Raw genomic sequence first — 18,758 nt, forward strand, 5'->3', positions numbered from 1 at the left:
GCGCGGCAACCCGGCGGCGGGCAACCCTATGCGTGCCCGCCCGTCTTCGACGCCTGCAGCGCGCGAATCCGCATCCGCGCCCCCGTATCGCTCACCGTCGCGTCGTACATCGCCGCGAGATCGCGCTTGAGCGCGGTACGCGAGCCGCCGTCGAGATACACCATGTGCCCCGACGGATAAAAACGCGCGGACAGGTTCTGCCGCACCTTCTGGTCCTCGAGCGGCATCTGCTGCAGGTCGATCACGGTCTGGTAGAACGGCGTGACGAAATCGTAGAAACCGTTCGCCGACAGCACCTTCAGGTCGACGTTCAGCGCCATCACCGCGGCGAGATCGCCGGCCGTATAGAGGATCACGTTCCCCTGCGCATCGATACCCTGCTGCGCGCCGGTCGGATCGATGTGGCTGAAATCCCAGTTCTGGAACGCCTGGTCGTTCAGGTCGGTGAACGCGGAATTCGACGTGAACTTCAGCTGCTCGTTCAGGTAGCTGTTCCACATCGCCGTATAGACGCCCGTCACGGCCGTCATCGTCGGATCGTTGCCGCCCGAGTTCGGGTCGATCTTGCCGGCGATGCCCGACGAGATTCCGGTCACGCGGCCGTCGTACGAGCCGAGCGCGAGCCCCTGCGCATGCAGCAGCGTCGTCAGGAACAGCGAATTGCCGCGCGCGTCGTAGCCGGCGATGTCGAGGCTCCACGACTGCAGCGTCGCCGTATCGATGCCCGTGTATTGCGACAGCTTCTGCACGGCGGCCGGGTTCGCATGCGGGACCGTGCGCAACGCGTTCAGGTAGTCGGTGCGCGCGAACTGCGCGACTTCCTCGACGAACGCGCCGAGATCGGTCGGCGCCGGCGTGACGCCGAGCTTCTTGTGATACCACGCATCGGCCGCCGCGGTCGGCAGCGCGCCGACCGGGTTGCCGGCCTGCCGGTAGTCGAGGATCGACGATTGCAGCGTGACGCCGTTCAGGTCGACGCCGTCCTCGTGCAGCTTGTACGCGAGCACGCAGCTGCGCGCGGTGCCGTACGATTCGCCGAACAGGTATTTCGGCGAATTCCAGCGGTTGTTCTTCGTCAGGTAGCGCTTGATGAACTGCTTCAGCGAATCCGCATCCTGGTCGACGCCCCAGAAGTTGCGGTTCTTGTTCGGCGCGACGGCCGCCGAATAGCCGGTGCCGACCGGGTTGATGAACACCAGGTCGCTGTGGTCGATCATGCTGTCCGGGTTGTCTTCCATCTGGTACGGCGCGGGCGGCGTGAACCCCGGCATCGACGTCTTGATGCGCTTCGGCGCGAACGAGCCCAGCAGCACGAACACCGACGACGAGCCGGGCCCGCCGTTGTAGAAGAACGTCACGGGCCGCGTTTCTTCCTTCGCGCCGTCGGCCGTGAACGCGACGTAGAAGAGCTTCGCGGCCGGCAGCGAACTGCTCGGGTCGACCGTCACGAGATGGCCGGCCGTCGCCGTGTAGGCGATGCGCTTCCCGTCGATCAGGATCGTGTGATGCGTGATCGCGGCCGCCTCGGTGGTGTCGGTCACCGAATCGTCGGGGCCGTTGCCGTACGCGACCGGATCGAAGAACGGCTGGTCACGACCGTGGCTCAACGCGACCGGGTTGACGGTCGGCGGCACGCCATGCGAATTGTGGTCGCCGTGATGCAGCGGATACACGCCGCCGGAAGATGCGGAATCGATGCCCATCGTGCTGCTCCTGGAGGTGAGAAAAAGGCGCGGGCAGGCAGCCCGCGCCATGCGGAAAGACGTGTACCGCGGCCGTCAGCTCGACGGCTTGCGCGTCAGGATCGCGGCGAGCTGCGCACCGTTCGGGCTGCCGAGGCCCGTGCAGGCATCCCAGCCCTGCGCGGCCGCGTAGGTCCCGTTCGAGCCGTGCGTGATGTCGCGCAGCGCCCCCGGATTCCTGTAGAGCACCGGATTGACCCAGCCGGCGGACGCCCCGCCCGCCGCACTCGCCGCCGCACTCGCCGCCGCACTAGCCGCCGCGTTGATCCGCGCGATCAGCGCGGCCCACAGCGGCGCGACCGCACTCGTGCCGCCCATCACCGTAGCAGTGCCCGCGATCGACACTTCGTAGCCGGTCTGCGGCGATGCATCGCCGGCGACGTCCGGCACGCCGCGCTTCGCAAGCGGCACGCGGCTGCCGTCGGCCAGCGTCGCGGCAAGCCCCTGCTGCCACACCGGCAGGTCGAACAGCGTGCTGACGCCGCCCCCGCCCGCGCCGCCGCCGGCCGCCTCGTCGTTCCACGTGACCTCGCTGCGAATGCCCTGCCCGGGCAGCGCGTCGAGCTGCGTGCCGCCGCAGCCGAGCACATATGGGCTCGATGCGGGGAAGTCGACATGATCGGCGCCGTCCTGCAACCCGTCGCCCGAGCCGCTGTCGCCGGAGGCCGCGCACACCGTGATGCCCTGCGCGGCCGCCGCCTGCAGCACGCGGTTGAACGCCTGCGCGGACTGCGCCTGCCAGATGGCCTCCGGGCCGCCCCAGCTGATCGAGATCACCGACGGCTTGTGGGTCCTGTCGCTGACGGCCGCGTTGACGGCCTGGATGAAGCCCGCGTCGCTGTTCGGCGCGAAATAGACGGCGATCTTCGCGGCCGGCGCGATCGCGCCGGCGATCTCGATGTCGAGCGCAACTTCACCGTCCGGGCCGCTCGGATCGCCGGTCGGCGTGTTGCGGCCGGTGCCGACGTTGACGTCGACGAGCGTCGGCGGCTTCGTGATGCCGAGCCCGCGGAAATACTGCTGGATGTCCGCCGCGCGATAGCCGCCGCCGAGCTCGATGATCGCGATGCACTGCCCGGCGCCGTCGCCGGCCGGGAAGTCGTACAGCGATGCGAGCTGGACCGGGGTGAACGTGACGCCCGCCGCGCCGCCGCGCGCGGGCGTGAACGGCGGCCTCAGGCGGAAGTGCGGCCGCGCCTGCGGACGGCTGTCGAGGCCGAGCACGGCCGTGACGGCGTCGCCGAGATCGTCGGGCAGCGCGATCGGGCCGGAGCGGCCGCGATACTGGCCGATCGACCGATGCTCGAAGCGCTCGAGCTTGACGCCGAACGCGGCTTCGAACTGCTGGATCGTGCCGGACACCACGACGACGCTTTCGACCGGATCGACGCGATCGACCGTCAGCTGGTGGCGACGCGCGAAGTCCTCGGCCTTGCGAATGTCGTCGGGATTGGCGGAAAAACGTTGCGCGAAGGTTTCGCGCGACACCGGTTTCGCTTGCGCGTCGCCGGTGGCGAGCTGGTGAAGCAGCGTATCGAGTTGCCCTTCTTCCTGCCGCCGCAACATGATCGTGACGTGGATGCGTTCTGCCGGATCGCACGGCCCGAGGCACTTGGACTCGGCGACGATTCGGGGTTCACGGTCGGCGTGAAGATGCCTTGCCATGTTCAGACCCTCCTTGGTACCGCGTTGCACGGAACAGCCAGGAAATCGGACAGGGCCGGCGGGAGACGGTTCCGTTCGGTCGTTCGGGTTCGCGACAGCGCGAAGTAACAGGGAGTTTAGATCAGTCAGACGATTTGCGCGCACGCCCTTCTGCGGCGGGGCGCATGCGCGGGCCGGCATTGCGCGCGGCCCTCGTCGGATGCGGCGACGCGCCGCGCGACCTGCGCCGGCGCAGCGCCGCGGCGCCACTCAGTCCATCGACAGGCGCAGCGCAAAGCCGATCAGCGCCGCGGAAAACGTCCAGCGCTGCACCGTCTGCGCGAGCGGATGCGCACGCATCCACGCGGCGATCCGCGACGCGCCGAACACGCACGCGAGGTCGAAGCACACGCCGGCCGCCACCAGCAGCGCGCCCAGTTCGAACATCTGCAACACCACCGGCCCGGCCTCGGGGCGCACGAACTGCGGCAGCAGCACCGAGCAGAACAACAGTGCCTTCGGGTTCAGCAGGTTGGTGAGCAGGCCCTTCACGAACGACTGCCGCAACTCGCCCGCCGTGGCCGCCGCGTCGCCGTCGCCGAGCGCGAACACGGGCGAACGGAACACCTGGATCGCGACATACGCGAGATACAGCGCGCCGCCGTAGCGGATCACTTCGTACAGCCACGGCGCGCTGCGGATCAGCGCCGCGACACCGCAGGCGGACAACGTCACGTGCGCGGTGCGCGCGAGCGACAGGCCCGCGGCGGCCGCCATTCCCGGCCGCACGCCGCGGCCGATGCTGGTCTGCAGCACGAGCGCCATGTCCGGCCCCGGCACCGCGTAGATGGCCGCCAGCGCGGCGAGATAAATCAACAGCAAATGCGTGGAAATCATGGTCTGCCCCTCTCCTCTTACGGCGATATGTTGCCGCTGGAGCGCGAGGGATTATTGGCCATCTTTGGCTCAGGATTGGCGATCCGTAGGGGAATCCGCCACAATCGTCGAATCCGCATCAGGAATCCGCCATCATGACCGAACTCGACAAAACCGACCGCGCCATCCTTGCCGCGGTGCAGCGCGACGGCCGCCTGCCGATCGCCCGCCTCGCCGACACCGTGGGCCTCTCCGAGACCCCTTGCGCGCGCCGCCTGAAGCGCCTCGAAAACGACGGCTACATCGAGCGATACCGCGCGCAGCTGTCGCGCCAGGCGCTCGGCTACGGCGTCGTTGCGTTCGTGCTCGTGCGGTTCGCGACGCACGACCGCAAGACCGCCGACCGCTTCGAGCGGGAAGTGCTCGGCATCGAGCGGATCCTGGCGTGCCACAACGTGGCGGGCACTGCCGATTATCTGCTGCAGGTCGTGGCGCGCGATCTCGACGATTACGGCACGTTCCTGCGCGAATCGCTGCGGATGCTGCCGGGCGTGACGTCGATCGAATCGGCGCTGTCGCTGCGCGAGGTCAAGCACGACGCGGGGCTGCCGGTGCCGTGATGCCGGCGCGTGCACGGTTCACGCAAGCCGGGCCCGACACCCGTTTCATCACTTCGACGCCCGTCGATGTGGGCCGCGCCGGATCGCGCCGCCGCAACACTCGTTCACATTGTCGATGCCGGCCGCCTACGCGATGTCGGTCGGCTGGTGCGCGCGTTCCAGATCTTCGAGAAACGCTTCCACGAGCGGATTGCCGCGCCCGTTGCGGGCGACGACCATGTGGAACGTGACGTCGTAGCGCAGTTGCTCCGGATTGAGCGGCGCGAGCAGCCCCTGCGCGACGTAGGGCGCCGCGAAATGCTGCGGCAGGTAGCCGAGGTGGTGGCCGGACAGGATCAGCAGCGCGACGGCCTCCATGTTGTCGGCCGTCGCGGTCACGCGGTCGGGCGTCGTCGACATCTGCGCTTCGGGCAGCGGATACGAGCGCCACGCCCATTCGAAGCCCGCGACGTCGGCCGGCGTCAGCGCGCCGGCGCCGTCGAACAGCGGATGGCCGCGCCCGCAGTACGCGACCTGGCGCTCGATGAACAGCGGCGTGTAGTGCAGCGACGGCACCCGGTGCCAGAAGTAGCCGACCGCGATCTGGATCTCGTCGCTCAGCAGCTTCTCCTCGAGATCGCCCGGCGCGCGCACGGAGATCGAGAAGCGCACGGCCTCGTCGCGCGTGCGGAACGCGGCGATCGCCTCGGCGATCCGCGCGTTCTGGCTCACCGGCGTATGGCCGATCAGGCCGATGTGCAGCGTGCCGACCAGCTGGCGGTCCATGTGCCGCGCGGCCATCCCGAATTCGTCGAGCGCCGCGAGCAGCTTGCGGCTCATCGCGTGGAACCGCTCGCCCTTCGGCGTGAGCCGGAAACCGCTGCGGCCGCGCTCGCAGAGCCGGTAGCCGAGCCGCGTCTCCAGCGACGAAAGCTGCGCGCTGATCGTCGACTGCCCGACGTTCAGCACGGCCTGCGCGGCCGACACGCCGCCCGCGTCCGTGACCGCGAGAAACACGCGGATCAACCGTAGATCGAGGGTCGACAGATTCCCCAGCACGTTCATCCCCTTCCATACATCGATGAAAATCGATGTTTACGTCGATATCTTCGCATTCTTCTTTCCCGGCGGAACGCGTAAAACTGTGCGCCAGGCCGCGTCGCATGATACGGCAACCCCACATCGGAAGAGACAGCCCATGAACGACCACACCCATTTCCAGCCGCTCGGCGGCAATGAAATGCCGCGCTGCGGCGGCATCGCGACGATGATGCGCCTGCCGCACGTGGCGAGCGCCGAAGGCCTCGACGCCTGCTTCGTCGGCGTGCCGTTCGACCTCGGCACCTCCAACCGCACCGGCGCACGCTTCGGCCCGCGCCAGATCCGCACCGAATCCGTGCTGCTGCGCCCGTACAACATGGCCACGCGCGCCGCGCCGTTCGATTCGCTGCAGATCGCCGACATCGGCGACGTCGCGATCAATCCGTACAACCTGCACGATTCCATCGCGCGCATCGAAGCCGCGTACGACGCGATCCTCGAGCATGACTGCAAGCCGATCACGCTGGGCGGCGACCACACGATCGCGCTGCCGATCCTGCGCGCGATCCACCGCAAGCACGGCAAGGTTGCATTGATCCACGTCGATGCACACGCCGACGTGAACGACACGATGATGGGTGAAAAGATCGCGCACGGCACGCCGTTCCGCCGCGCGGTCGAGGAAGGCCTGCTGCACGGCGACAAGGTCACGCAGATCGGCCTGCGCGGCACCGGCTACGCGGCCGAGGATTTCGACTGGTGCCGCGAGCAGGGCTTCCGCGTCGTCCAGGCCGAGGAATGCTGGAACAAGTCGCTCGCGCCGCTGATGGAAGAAGTGCGCGCGCGCGTCGGCGATACGCCCGTCTACATCAGCTTCGACATCGACGGCATCGACCCGGCCTACGCGCCGGGCACCGGCACGCCGGAAATCGCGGGCCTCACAGTGCCGCAGGCGCTCGAGATCATCCGCGGCGCGAAAGGGCTGAACATCGTCGGTTGCGATCTCGTCGAAGTCGCGCCGCCGTACGACCCGTTCGGCACCACGGCGCTGCTCGGCGCGAACCTCGCCTACGAGCTGCTGTGCGTGCTGCCGGGCGTCAAGTACCGCGACTGACTCCCGCGCCACCCCCTATTCCAAAATCAAAGGATTCCAGAGGAGCACATATCAAGATGGGGACTTCCGTCAAGCAACCCAAACGGGCCGCACTCGCGTCGTTCGTCGGCACCACGATCGAGTGGTACGACTTCTATAGCTACGCGACCGCCGCCGCCATCGTGTTCGGGCCGCTGTTCTTTCCCGGCGAAAACCGCTTCATCAGCCTCCTCGCATCGTTCGGCTCGTTCGCGGTGGGCTTCTTCGCACGGCCGCTCGGCGGCGTGATGTTCGGCTATCTCGGCGACCGCTTCGGCCGCAAGCGCTCGCTGCTCGCGACGCTGATGCTGATGGCGGTGTCGACGGTCGCTATCGGCCTGCTGCCGACCCACGCGCAGGCCGGTGTGATTGCACCGGTCCTGCTCGTGCTGATGCGGGTGCTGCAAGGCATCGCGGTCGGCGGCGAATGGGGCGGCGCGGTGCTGCTCGCCGGCGAGCATGCGCCGGAAGGCAAACGCACGTTCTTCGCGTCGTTCGCGCAGCTCGGCAGCGCGAGCGGCCTGATCCTGTCGATGCTCGCGTTCGGCGCGATCAGCACGCTGTCGAAGGAAGACATGATGAGCTGGGGCTGGCGCGTGCCGTTCCTCGCGAGTTCCGTGCTGCTGATCGTCGGCTTCGTGATCCGCGCGAGCGTGTCCGAATCGCCCGAGTTCGAGGAAGTCAGGAAGAGCGGCAACATCGCGCAAAAACCGCTACGTGAAGCGCTCAAGTACTGGCCGCTGCTGCTGCTCGCGATCGGCGCGAACGTGTATGGCATCGCCGGCGTGTATTTCAGCAACATCTTCATGATCAGCTACGCGACGCAGTTCCTGTCGCTCGACCGGTCGATGGTGCTGCATTGCATGACGATCGTCGCGGTGCTGCAGTTCGTCGTGCAGCTCGCGGCCGCCTTCCTCGCGCAGCGCTTCGGCACCACGCGCGTGCTGCTGATCACCGGCGCATGGGCCGCGATCGTCCCGTTCGTGATGCTGCCGCTCGTGCACATGGGCACGCCGCTGTCGATCACGGTCGGCGTCGGCCTCGCGACGCTCGCGGAATCGGGCTACTACTCGGTGGTCGCGGGCTTCGTCAGCGGCATCTTCGTCGCACGCATCCGCTACACGGCGATCTCGATCGCGTACCAGGTGTGCGGCGCGCTCGCCGGCGGCCTCACGCCGCTCGTCGCGACCATCATTGCGCAGAACACCGCGCCGCAATGGTGGCCGCTCGCGCTCCAGTACACGAGCGCCGCGCTCCTGTCGTCGCTGTGCGTGTGGCTGATCTCGCGCCGCGTCAGCATCGACGATGCCGGCGCGCCCGGCAAGACGAACGAGCCGCTGCCGCGCGGCGCACGCACGGCGTAACGCAAGTGCACGCATGACGCAAAACGGCCCGCTTCCGCGGGCCGCTTTTTTTGCCGTCCGATCTTCGATCGCAACGGCGGCGTGCAGCGCTCGCTGCGTTATTGCACCTGGCTGCGCAGCGTCTTCGCGGCAGCGACCATGTTCGTCAGCGCCGGAATCACTTCCGCCCACTGGCGCGTCTTCAGCCCGCAGTCCGGATTGACCCACAGACGCTCCGCCGGAATCCGTTCCGCCGCCTTCCTCATCAGGCCGACGATATGTTCCTGCGTCGGGATGTTCGGCGAGTGAATGTCGTACACGCCCGGCCCGATCTCGTTCGGATACTTGAAGTCGTCGAACGCGTCGAGCAGCTCCATGTCCGAGCGCGAGGTCTCGATCGTGATCACGTCCGCATCCATGTCGGCGATCGACGCGATGATGTCGTTGAACTCCGAATAGCACATGTGCGTATGGATCTGCGTGTCGTCCTGCACGCCGTTCGCGGTGATGCGGAACGACTCGACCGCCCACTTCAGGTACGCGCCCCATTGCGCGCGGCGCAGCGGCAACCCTTCGCGCAGGGCGGCCTCGTCGATCTGGATCACGCGCACGCCGGCCTTCTCGAGATCGAGCACTTCCTCGCGGATCGCCAGCGCGAGCTGGTAGCACGACACCGAGCGCGGCTGGTCGTCGCGCACGAACGACCAGTTCAGGATCGTCACGGGGCCGGTCAGCATGCCCTTCATCGGCTTGTTCGTCAGCGACTGCGCATACGTGATCCATTCGACCGTCATCGCCTTCGGGCGGCTGATGTCGCCGAACAGGATCGGCGGCTTCACGCAGCGCGAACCGTACGACTGCACCCAGCCGAACTGGCTGAACGCGTAGCCGTCGAGCTGCTCGCCGAAGTATTCGACCATGTCGTTGCGCTCGGCTTCGCCGTGCACCAGCACGTCGAGTTCCAGTGCTTCCTGCTCGCGCACGCTGCGTTCGATTTCAGCCTGCATCGCGGCCCGGTAGCCCGCATCGTCCAGCGCACCGGCCTTGAACTGGCTGCGCGCGTGACGGATTTCGCCGGTCTGCGGGAACGAGCCGATCGTCGTCGTCGGGAACGCCGGCAGCTTCAGGCGTGCCGACTGCTTCGACGCACGCTGCGTGTAGGGGCTCACGCGGTTGCCCAGCTGCGCGTCGATGCCGGCGATCGCGGCCTTCACCGCCGGGTTGTGCACGCGCGGCGAGTGGCGGCGCGAATGGATCGCGGCAGCGTTCGCGGTCAGTGCATCGGCCACCTTGTCGCGGCCTTCGTTCAGCGCGGTCGCGAGCACCTTCAGCTCGTCGAGCTTCTGCAGCGCGAACGCGAGCCACGAGCGGATTTCCGCATCGAGCTTCTCCTCGCTCGCGAGATCGACCGGCACGTGCAGCAGCGAGCACGACGGGGCGAGCCACAGGCGATCGCCCAGTTGCTTCGCGAGCGGCTCGAGCCAGTCGAGCGTCGCGTTCAGGTCCGTCTTCCAGATGTTGCGGCCGTTGATCGCGCCAACCGACAGCACGCGCTCGGCCGGCAGTTCACGCACCAGCGCGTCGACTTCGTCGCGTGCATTGATCGCATCGACATGCAGGCCGTCGACCGGCAGCGAACTCGCGAGCGCCAGGTTGTCCTGAAGCTGGCCGAAGTAGGTAGCGAGCAGCAGCTTGATGCGGCGCGTTTCCAGCGCCGCATAGGCGGTGCGCAATGCCTGACGCCACTCGGCGTCGAGTTCGGTGACGAAAATCGGTTCGTCGATCTGCACCCATTCGACGCCCTGCGCGGTCAGCGTGTCGAGCAGCGCGCCGTACACGGGCAGCAGCTTCGGCAGCAGCGCGAGGCGGTCGGAATCGTCCTTCGCCTTGCCGAGCCACAGGTACGTGACGGGGCCGAGGATGACCGGCTTCGCGGCCACGCCCTGCGCCTGCGCTTCCGCCAGTTGCTGGAGCAGGCGCGACGGGTCGAGCGAGAAGTTCGTGTCCGCGTGGAATTCCGGCACGATGTAGTGGTAGTTCGTATCGAACCACTTCGTCATTTCACCGGCGGAGACCCCACCGCAGCACGCCGCATGCTCGTCCGCCGACTGCGCCGAACGGCCGCGCGCGACGCGGAAATAGTTGTCGAGCACATCGCCGTGGAAACCCTGCACGCGCTTCGGCAGGTTGCCGAGCGTGAAGCTCATGTCGAGCACCTGATCGTAGAACGCGAAGTCGCCGATCGGGGCCAGGTCCAGGTCGCGCTGGTCGTTCCAGTGACGCTTGCGCAGCTCGGCGCCGAGCGCCTTCAGTTCGTCACGCGACGATTCGCCCTTCCAGTAGCGTTCGAGACCGAACTTGAGTTCGCGCTTCGCACCGATGCGCGGGAAACCGAGGTTGTGTGTCGTGACCATGAGCTGCCGTCCAGAAGAAGTGAAGATCCGGCAGCCATCATAGGGATTTCATTCCATGAAATAAAATGGCATTATTTCATTCATCCATTAAATCTGTTCATGTATCCGTTGCACGAGCGATATCCATGCTGGAACGATTCCATCTCGTCGTAATCCGTGAAGTCGAGCGCCAGGGCTCACTGACCGCGGCCGCCCACGCGCTGCACCTCACGCAATCGGCACTCAGCCACACCGTCCGGAAAATCGAGCAGCAGCTCGGCACGCCGATCTGGGACCGGGAGGGCCGCGGCCTGCGGCTCACCCAGGGCGGGCAGTATCTGCTGAAGCTGGCGAACCGGCTGCTGCCGCAGTTCGAGCTCGCCGAGGAGCGGATGAAGCAGTACGCGAAGGGCGAGCGCGGCACGCTGCGCATCGGGATGGAGTGCCACCCGTGCTACCAGTGGCTGCTGAAGGTCGTGTCGCCGTACCTGTCGCGCTGGCCCGACGTCGACGTGGACGTGAAGCAGCGCTTCCAGTTCGGCGGCATCGGCGCCCTGTTCGGCCATGACATCGACGTGCTCGTGACGCCCGATCCGCTGAACAAGCCGGGCCTGCGCTTCGACCCCGTGTTCGACTACGAGCAGGTGCTGGTGGTCGCCGATTCGCACCGGTTCGCGAACGCCGATTACGTGACGCCCGAACAGCTGACCGACGAGATCCTGATCACCTATCCGGTCGAAACCGACCGGCTCGACATCTACAACCAGTTCCTGACGCCGGCCGGCATCGTGCCGAGGCGGCACAAGTCGATCGAGACGACCGACATCATGCTGCAGATGGTGGCGAGCGAGCGCGGCGTGGCCGCGCTGCCGAGATGGCTTGCCGACGAATACGCCGACCGGATGCCGGTCGTGCCGGTCAAGCTCGGCAAGAAGGGGATCGCGAAGCAGATCTTCCTCGGCATCCGCGAAGCGGACGCATCGATCGACTATCTGGCCGCGTTCGTCGCGCTGGCGCGCGAATCGACGGGGAGCGCGCCACGCATGCTGCGCTAGGCGTGCCCCGTTGCCGTGCGCGTCAGGCGGCGCGCATGCCGATGCGCTCGCCGCGCTCGACCCATGCGCCGAACAGCAGGCCGATCGTCGTCCACATGATCACCTGCATGCCGATGGCCGCCACGCGGAACTTCCACAGCAAGGCCGCCGGGAAATCGGCCGGCAACTCGCTGACAGACGGCAACCCGATCTGCACGGCCGCGATGATCGCGACGAACACGAGCCCGGCGACGATCGACGCGTTCCACTGGCCGAGCTTCGCCAGCAGATGGCGGCGCACGCTGACCGAGAACACCATCGTCGCGACGGAAATCGCGATCATCAGGAAGAACAGGCCCGTGCGATAGCCGATCGTGTCGGGGTCGCCGACCGACGGCGGATTGGCCGGGTACTTGAGGTTCGGCACGATCACGAGCGCGATGAACGCCGCCAGCGCGAGCCACGCGGCCAGCGGACGGGCCGGGAGGCGGCTGCCTCGCCCGTAGGCATACGCGAAGACCAGCGAGAACAGCCCGCCGAATGCCGCGCCATAGGTCACGACGCCCGTCAGCAAGCCGAGGCCGGCCTGCGTGTGGCGGCTGACCAGCTCCGGCTCCGGTGCGTCGCCCTTGGCGGCGTCGGTTTTTTCTTCAAAGGAGATTGCCTGATCGACTTGCGGTTCGCCGACGACCTTCGCGAAACCGAACGTGAGGAGGCCTGCGGCGATGCCTGCGAGCATCCCGCGCATGAGCAGCTTTCCGACCATCGTGAACTCCGCGTCAGTGGCAGGGGAAGCCGAGCAGGTGGCGGCCGTCGTGGACGAATTCGTGGACGTACATGCCCGGCACGAGCGACGTCGCACCTTGTTCCGCGCCGACGAAATAAAGCGCGAGCAACAGGATCAGGCCGACGAACACGGCCCACGGCAACAGTTCACGGACGGGAATGGGCGCCGGCACGACCGCCGGCTTCAGCACTGCTTCGCTCATGGATGCACCTCAGGGGAATCGCGCCCCGACAAATGTTGGATGGGTACGAAGGCAGGTCTGGCTTCCGGGATCATCGATCACCGGTTACAGTGGCGCGACCGCGCCGGGCTTGCACCGGCTTCCGCGCTTCGTATCGGGCGAATTGTACGCGCGAATGTTCGCGTATTGAAGCGGTGCCAGGCGAACACGTGCGCCCGTCCCGGATCATCCGAAAACCGACATGAACATGCCTACCTCGCTGCGCCTGATCGCACACGCATCGACCCGGGCGATGCGCACCGGCGCGTTTCCCGACGACGATCCGCTCGATACACGCGGGCTCGCCGAAGCCGCTGCGCTACGCGGCCGGTGGGCAGGTACCGCCGGCGCGCTCCTGCTGTGCAGCCCCGCATGCTGCGCGCGGCAGACCGCCGATGCGCTCGGACTTCATGTCGACATCGACGACGCACTGCGCGACATCGATTACGGCAACTGGCGAGGCCAGCGCCTGCACGACCTCGCACGCGACTTGCCGGACGAACTGGATGCGTGGATCGCAGACCCGTCGGCGTCGCCGCACGGCGGTGAATCGTTCGAAGCCGCCATGCACCGCGTCGGCACATGGTTGAACGGGCTGCGGCAAGATCGCGACATCGTCGCAATCACGCATGCGCCAATCGTCCGCGCGGCCATCGCCCATGTGCGGCGGATGGATTCGAAGGCAGCGGCCCGCATCGACGTCGCGCCGCTGTCCTGCACGACGCTTGTTGCGTCACCGAACGGATGGACGTTGAGCGCGGACCGCAACGCGTAGAGCGCCATTGCGCTCACTATGTGGACGACGATGCGGGCCGGCACGTCACGTTGCGCATACACGCCTTCAATCGCCTTACACGTCGGCAAGACACGCCGTTCGTGGTCCCGACTGTCATCAAACTGACTGCTGGCCGCAGATAGGATCGGACGCGGTTCCCTCACGAGATGGCGTCATGAATCAACCTGCTTCGTCCGCACCGAACAACCCGGGCTCCGTCGAACGCACCAGACAGGTCGGCTATGCCGTCTTCCTGCTGGTGCTGGCGCTCGGCGCGCTCTATATCGCCACGCACCTGATCGACGATCTGTCGCCGATCCGCGAAGGCAAGCTGTTCCCGTACCTGCTGCTCGGCGCGGCGCTGCTGATCGCGCTCGGCTTCGAATTCGTCAACGGCTTCCACGACACCGCGAACGCGGTCGCCACCGTGATCTATACGCACTCGCTGACGCCGAACGTCGCGGTGATCTGGTCCGGCATGTGGAACTTCCTCGGCGTGATGGTCTCGAGCGGTGCCGTTGCCTTCGGCATCCTGCAGTTGCTGCCGGTCGAGCTGATCCTGCAGGTCGGCAGCGGCGCGGGCTTCGCGATGGTGTTCGCGCTGCTGATCGCCGCCATCATGTGGAACCTCGCGACCTGGTATTTCGGGTTGCCGTCTTCGAGTTCGCATACGCTGATCGGTTCGATCATCGGTGTGGGGCTGATGAACCAGCTGATGCACGGGCCGTCCGGCACGAGCGGCGTCGACTGGGGCCAGGCGCTCGGTGTCGGCAAGTCGCTGCTGTTCTCGCCGATGGTCGGCTTTCTGTGCGCAGCGCTGCTGCTGCTCGTGCTGAAGACGCTCGTGCGAGTTCCGGAGTTGTACAAGGAGCCGCCGAAAGACCAGCCGCCGCCGTTCTGGATTCGCTGCCTGCTGATCTTGACCTGCACGGGCGTGTCGTTTGCGCACGGGTCGAACGACGGGCAGAAAGGGATGGGGCTCATCATGCTGATCCTGATCGGCACGGTGCCGACCGCCTATGCGCTGAACAAGGCCGTCACGCCGGCCGAGACGCAGACCTTCGTGGCGGTCGCGAACCAGGCGGCCGCGACGTTCGGGAAGTACACGAACGGCGTCGCGCCGTCCGCGAACCCGCGTGCCGACGTCGAGCGCTACGTGCAGCATCGCGAACTGACGCCCGCGGTGCTGCCGGCCGTCCAGCAGTTGTCGACGTCGCTCGCGACCGCGGTCGGCACGTCGGGCTCGATGGCAGCCGTGCCGCAGCGCGACGTCGACAACGTGCGCAACACGATGTATCTGGTATCCGAAGCAATCCGCCTGATCGAGAAGTCGGGTCAGCCCGCGTTCGCGGCCGACGACAAGCTGGCGATCGACAACTATCACAAGCAGCTCGACCACGCGACCAAATTCATTCCGACGTGGGTGAAGGTTGCCGTCGCGATCGCGCTGGGCCTCGGCACGATGGTCGGCTGGAAGCGGATCGTCGTGACCGTCGGCGAGAAAATCGGCAAGCAGCATCTGACGTACGGACAAGGCGCATCGGCCGAACTCGTCGCGATGCTGACGATCGGCGCCGCCGACGTGTACGGATTGCCCGTGTCGACGACACACGTGCTGTCGTCGGGGGTCGCGGGGACGATGGCGGCGAACGGCTCCGGGCTGCAGTGGAGCACGGTGCGCAGCCTCGTGCTCGCGTGGGTGCTGACGCTGCCGGCGTCGATCGCGCTTGCCGGCGGGCTCTACTGGTTGTTCCGGTCGGTGGCTTGATTCACGTTGCGACGGGTGGCCGGTGTGAGCCGGCCGCCTGGCGTGGAAGATTCGCCGCTCGCTTCTTCGCTTCTTCGCTTCTTCGCTTCTTCGCTTCTTCGCTTCTTCGCTTCTTCGCTTCTTCGCTTCTTCGCTTCTTCGCTTCTTCGCTTCTCCGCACTGATACGTCGCCGCCTTCGATGTGTCCGTGCGCGTCCTGTGCCTTTCCCTCTTGCTTCCGAATTGAAGCGCAAGATCTAGAGCGCGTCTGCACACGAACGTCGCTAGACTGGGCTCATCAACTTTCTTCGTGGCTCCAACCGTGCACGCAATGCTTCCGGGCATTCCGCACGGCTCGGCGCCACATCGCTGACGAACCAAGGGACGCCCGTGAACATCGCCGATCTGCAGCCTGCCATCGAATCGACGGACATCGCACAACGCGTCGACGCCATCGACTGGCCGACTGTCGGCGCCGAGCTCGATCGCTATGGATGCGCGCCTGTGCCAGGCCTGATTTCGACGAACGAATGCGATGCGCTCGCGTCGCTCTATCCACGGGATGCGCTTTATCGTTCACGCGTCGTGATGGCGCGGCACGGATTCGGCCGCGGCGAATACAAGTATTTCGCGTACCCGCTGCCCGCGGTCATTGCCGAGCTTCGCACGACAATCTACCCGCATCTCGCACCCATCGCGAATCGCTGGAACCAGGCACTCGGAATCGACGTCCGCTATCCGAACGACCACACGACATTCCTCGATCGCTGCCGGGCGGCGGGGCAAACGCGACCGACGCCGCTGATCCTGCAATACGGTCCCGACGACTACAACTGTCTCCATCAGGATCTTTATGGCGAGCACGTGTTTCCGCTGCAGGTCGCGATCCTGCTGTCGGCGCCGGGCCGCGATTTCACGGGCGGGGAATTCGTGTTGACGGAACAGCGGCCACGCATGCAATCACGGGCGGAAGTGGTGCCGCTGATGCAAGGCGACGCGGTGATCTTCGCCGTGCATGGCAGACCCGTGCAGGGGACGCGCGGCGTCTATCGCGTCAACCTGCGCCACGGCGTGAGCCGGATTCGCAGTGGCCACCGCCACACGGTCGGCATCATCTTTCATGACGCGCAGTGACGGCAGCGAGGACGAGCGTGGCGCCGTCCCGACGTTCGTCACGCGGATGATTTCTGTTTCACGCGGGGAGCACCGCGCTACGCTACTGCCCGCACGCCCGCAGCAGCGACAAAGGGCCGACTGCGCTGACCGTCAGGCCATCGCAACCACCACAACGGATCGACGTTTCGGGTGAGCGACGAAAAACAGTCGCGCTCACCTATCGCGGTGCAAATTGGATGCGTCGTTCGACCTACCCTCGCGCCACACTCGCCCGCAGCCGATCGCCTGCATCGGAAGCCAGCCGGGCATAACCCGGCAACGTCAGTAGCGCGAGCACGCCGGCCGCGACGAATGCCCAGCGGAAATCGTCGAGCACGTAATGCATGCCGGCGGCATCGCCGCGCACCAACGCTGCGAGCCGCAGCGACAATGCACCGAACGCGATCCCCATCCCGATCGTCATCTGCTGTGCGGCACTCCACAGCGTGCTGGCTGCACTCGTCTGATGCGCCGGGATATCCGCATAGGCGAGTGTCGCGAGCGTCGTGAACTGCATCGACCGCGTGAGTCCGTAGACGAATACGACGAGCAGCGTGATTGCCAGCGGCGTCGACGCGGTCAGCCAGCCGCACGCAATCGTGAAGATGCCGACAATTGTCACGTCGACGAGCGCAACGCGCCGGAAACCATATCGGTCGAGAATCCACGACGTTCCCGCCTTCATCCCCAGATTGCCGAGCGCACTCGCGAGCAGCAACAGGCCGGACTGGAACGGCGACAACCCGAAGCCGATCTGGAACAACAGCGGCAGCAGGTACGGCACGGCGTTGATCGCCATCCGCGTGATCGAGCCGGAGATCACCGTCACCGAGAAGGTCGGCACCTTCAGCGTGGTGAAGTCGAGCAGCGGATGCGCGCAGCGTCGCGCATGCCACCACGCGGCCGCGCCGAACAGCACGCTCGCCCCCACCAGGACGCCCGCGCGCGTGAAGTCCACATCCTGCTGGCCGGCCGCTTCGGTACCGATCAACAGACAAGTCAATGCACCACCGGCCAGCACGAATCCAGCCCAGTCGAGCGGCCGTTGCTCGTCAGCCCGCGTGTTCCGGACGATCAGCCAGGTACAGACGAGCGCGGCAATACCGAACGGGACGTTCAGCAGGAAGATCCAGCGCCACGACGCATAGGTCGTGATGAAGCCGCCGATCGGCGGCCCGACGACCGGCGCGACGATGCCCGGCCACGTGATCGTCGCGATCGCTCGCATCAGCTTCGCCTTCTCGGTGCTGCGCACGACGATCATCCGTCCGACCGGCACCATCATCGCCCCGCCGACGCCCTGCAGTAGCCGTGCAGCCGTGAACGTCACGACACCTTCGGACAGCCCGCACAGCACCGACGCACCGGTAAAGACGACGATCGCACTCGCGAATACCGTACGCGATCCATAGCGGTCCGCGATCCAGCCGCTGATCGGGATGAACACCGCCAACGCGAGCATATAGGCGGTCATCCCGAGGCTCAGCGCGTTCGGACCGACACCGAACGAACGCGCCATTTGCGGCAGCGCGGTCGCGATCACGGTCGTGTCGAGGTACTCCATGAAGAACGTTGCGGCGACGAGATACGGCAAGAAGTCGGTCGTCCGACTACCTTGGGCAGGGCTGTCAGTCATGAACTGTGCGAGAGACGGAATACGGAGGATACCGACCGCCAGCGGACGCCTGAAAGCACTGGGAATCGGGACGAATGGCGATATTACCCCGAAGGGCCTGCTCCCCGCTCTGCAGCGCATGCCGTGCGAACGGACTTTATGCGCATAGATTTTTATGACGATTTCGTGGTGCGTTCGTAGAAGGATGCACGCCGATCAGGCCGACAGGGTTCGTCGAAAGACCGGCAGATGAAGCAGGGAATTTTGCCAGAAGGCGACATTTATCGACCATCTTCGACGAACGTCGCGCATCATCGATCATCAAAACATCGCCACTGGATGTATCGACATCGACCGGACGCTAACTGAAGGTGGATCGGCGTGGTTCGCAGAGAACGTACCGAGGATATCAACGATGCTTGGTGGCGGATTGCTCGGGGATGGCAGATCCTGATCCACGACCGTCGGCCGTCTCGGCTCCGGTCGCAGTATTGCTTGGCCTGTGCCGTGCATTTCCGCCGCTCAAATGCAAAAACCCCCGCCTTTTGGGCAGGGGTTCTTGGCTTAGGGAGCCTGACGATTACCTACTTTCACACGGGAATCCGCACTATCATCGGCGTAGAGTCGTTTCACGGTCCTGTTCGGGATGGGAAGG

15 protein-coding genes and 1 rRNA gene are annotated in these 18,758 nt (G+C 66.2%); 7 read left to right on the plus strand and 9 right to left on the minus strand.

The window, feature by feature from the left end; translation table 11 throughout:
* Positions 1-26: 26 nt before the first annotated feature.
* The 3 genes from ABIC51_RS34920 to ABIC51_RS34930 all read right to left on the minus strand — a co-directional run bounded on the left by ABIC51_RS34920 (position 27) and on the right by ABIC51_RS34930 (position 4,283).
* The gene (locus ABIC51_RS34920) at positions 27-1,703 is read right to left on the minus strand and encodes a S10 family peptidase (protein WP_059697056.1); all 1,677 of its coding nucleotides are present in this window, start codon (positions 1,701-1,703) and stop codon (positions 27-29) included.
* A 75-nt stretch (positions 1,704-1,778) separates the two neighbouring features.
* Positions 1,779-3,407 (minus strand): S53 family peptidase, encoded by a 1,629-nt coding sequence (locus ABIC51_RS34925; protein WP_226129442.1) that lies wholly within the window; start codon positions 3,405-3,407, stop codon positions 1,779-1,781.
* Positions 3,408-3,656: 249 nt separating this feature from the next.
* Positions 3,657-4,283, minus strand: coding sequence for a LysE family translocator (locus ABIC51_RS34930; protein WP_027790530.1), 627 nt, complete (start codon positions 4,281-4,283; stop codon positions 3,657-3,659).
* A 134-nt stretch (positions 4,284-4,417) separates the two neighbouring features.
* Here ABIC51_RS34930 and ABIC51_RS34935 point away from each other — a divergent pair, with 134 nt between their 5' ends.
* On the plus strand, positions 4,418-4,882 hold the full coding sequence (locus tag ABIC51_RS34935) for an Lrp/AsnC family transcriptional regulator (protein WP_027790529.1): 465 nt from the start codon (positions 4,418-4,420) through the stop codon (positions 4,880-4,882).
* A gap of 126 nt (positions 4,883-5,008) precedes the next feature.
* Here the strand turns inward: ABIC51_RS34935 and ABIC51_RS34940 are convergent, their stop codons facing one another.
* Complete coding sequence (locus tag ABIC51_RS34940; RefSeq protein WP_027790528.1) at positions 5,009-5,920, minus strand: LysR family transcriptional regulator; 912 nt, start codon at positions 5,918-5,920, stop codon at positions 5,009-5,011.
* A 139-nt stretch (positions 5,921-6,059) separates the two neighbouring features.
* Between ABIC51_RS34940 and speB the strand changes: the two genes are divergently transcribed.
* Positions 6,060-7,016 (plus strand): agmatinase, encoded by a 957-nt coding sequence (gene speB / locus ABIC51_RS34945; protein ID WP_021161147.1) that lies wholly within the window; start codon positions 6,060-6,062, stop codon positions 7,014-7,016.
* A 56-nt stretch (positions 7,017-7,072) separates the two neighbouring features.
* Entirely contained in the window at positions 7,073-8,398 is a 1,326-nt protein-coding gene (locus ABIC51_RS34950) for an MFS transporter (protein ID WP_027790527.1), read from the plus strand.
* Between the two features lie 98 nt (positions 8,399-8,496).
* Here the strand turns inward: ABIC51_RS34950 and metE are convergent, their stop codons facing one another.
* Complete coding sequence (gene metE / locus ABIC51_RS34955; protein WP_226129444.1) at positions 8,497-10,791, minus strand: 5-methyltetrahydropteroyltriglutamate--homocysteine S-methyltransferase; 2,295 nt, start codon at positions 10,789-10,791, stop codon at positions 8,497-8,499.
* Between the two features lie 125 nt (positions 10,792-10,916).
* Here metE and ABIC51_RS34960 point away from each other — a divergent pair, with 125 nt between their 5' ends.
* On the plus strand, positions 10,917-11,825 hold the full coding sequence (locus ABIC51_RS34960; RefSeq protein WP_059697053.1) for a LysR family transcriptional regulator: 909 nt from the start codon (positions 10,917-10,919) through the stop codon (positions 11,823-11,825).
* A gap of 22 nt (positions 11,826-11,847) precedes the next feature.
* On the opposite strand, the gene ABIC51_RS34965 is transcribed toward ABIC51_RS34960, so the two are convergent.
* On the minus strand, positions 11,848-12,570 hold the full coding sequence (locus ABIC51_RS34965) for a CbtA family protein (protein ID WP_060206551.1): 723 nt from the start codon (positions 12,568-12,570) through the stop codon (positions 11,848-11,850).
* Positions 12,571-12,583: 13 nt separating this feature from the next.
* Entirely contained in the window at positions 12,584-12,793 is a 210-nt protein-coding gene (locus tag ABIC51_RS34970; protein WP_006488502.1) for a CbtB domain-containing protein, read from the minus strand.
* A gap of 220 nt (positions 12,794-13,013) precedes the next feature.
* Here ABIC51_RS34970 and ABIC51_RS34975 point away from each other — a divergent pair, with 220 nt between their 5' ends.
* The 3 genes from ABIC51_RS34975 to ABIC51_RS34985 all read left to right on the plus strand — a co-directional run bounded on the left by ABIC51_RS34975 (position 13,014) and on the right by ABIC51_RS34985 (position 16,467).
* The gene (locus ABIC51_RS34975; protein WP_027790523.1) at positions 13,014-13,586 is read left to right on the plus strand and encodes a histidine phosphatase family protein; all 573 of its coding nucleotides are present in this window, start codon (positions 13,014-13,016) and stop codon (positions 13,584-13,586) included.
* Between the two features lie 175 nt (positions 13,587-13,761).
* Complete coding sequence (locus ABIC51_RS34980) at positions 13,762-15,354, plus strand: inorganic phosphate transporter (protein WP_226129446.1); 1,593 nt, start codon at positions 13,762-13,764, stop codon at positions 15,352-15,354.
* Positions 15,355-15,723: 369 nt separating this feature from the next.
* Positions 15,724-16,467 (plus strand): 2OG-Fe(II) oxygenase, encoded by a 744-nt coding sequence (locus tag ABIC51_RS34985; protein WP_175900967.1) that lies wholly within the window; start codon positions 15,724-15,726, stop codon positions 16,465-16,467.
* Positions 16,468-16,699: 232 nt separating this feature from the next.
* Here the strand turns inward: ABIC51_RS34985 and ABIC51_RS34990 are convergent, their stop codons facing one another.
* Positions 16,700-18,124, minus strand: coding sequence for an MFS transporter (locus ABIC51_RS34990; RefSeq protein ID WP_060083304.1), 1,425 nt, complete (start codon positions 18,122-18,124; stop codon positions 16,700-16,702).
* A 550-nt stretch (positions 18,125-18,674) separates the two neighbouring features.
* Positions 18,675-18,758 (minus strand): 5S ribosomal RNA (gene rrf / locus ABIC51_RS40945); the annotation flags it as partial.

It is taken from the genome of Burkholderia sp. 572, assembly GCF_040545135.1.
In the GTDB taxonomy this organism is placed as follows: Bacteria; Pseudomonadota; Gammaproteobacteria; order Burkholderiales; family Burkholderiaceae; genus Burkholderia; species Burkholderia cepacia.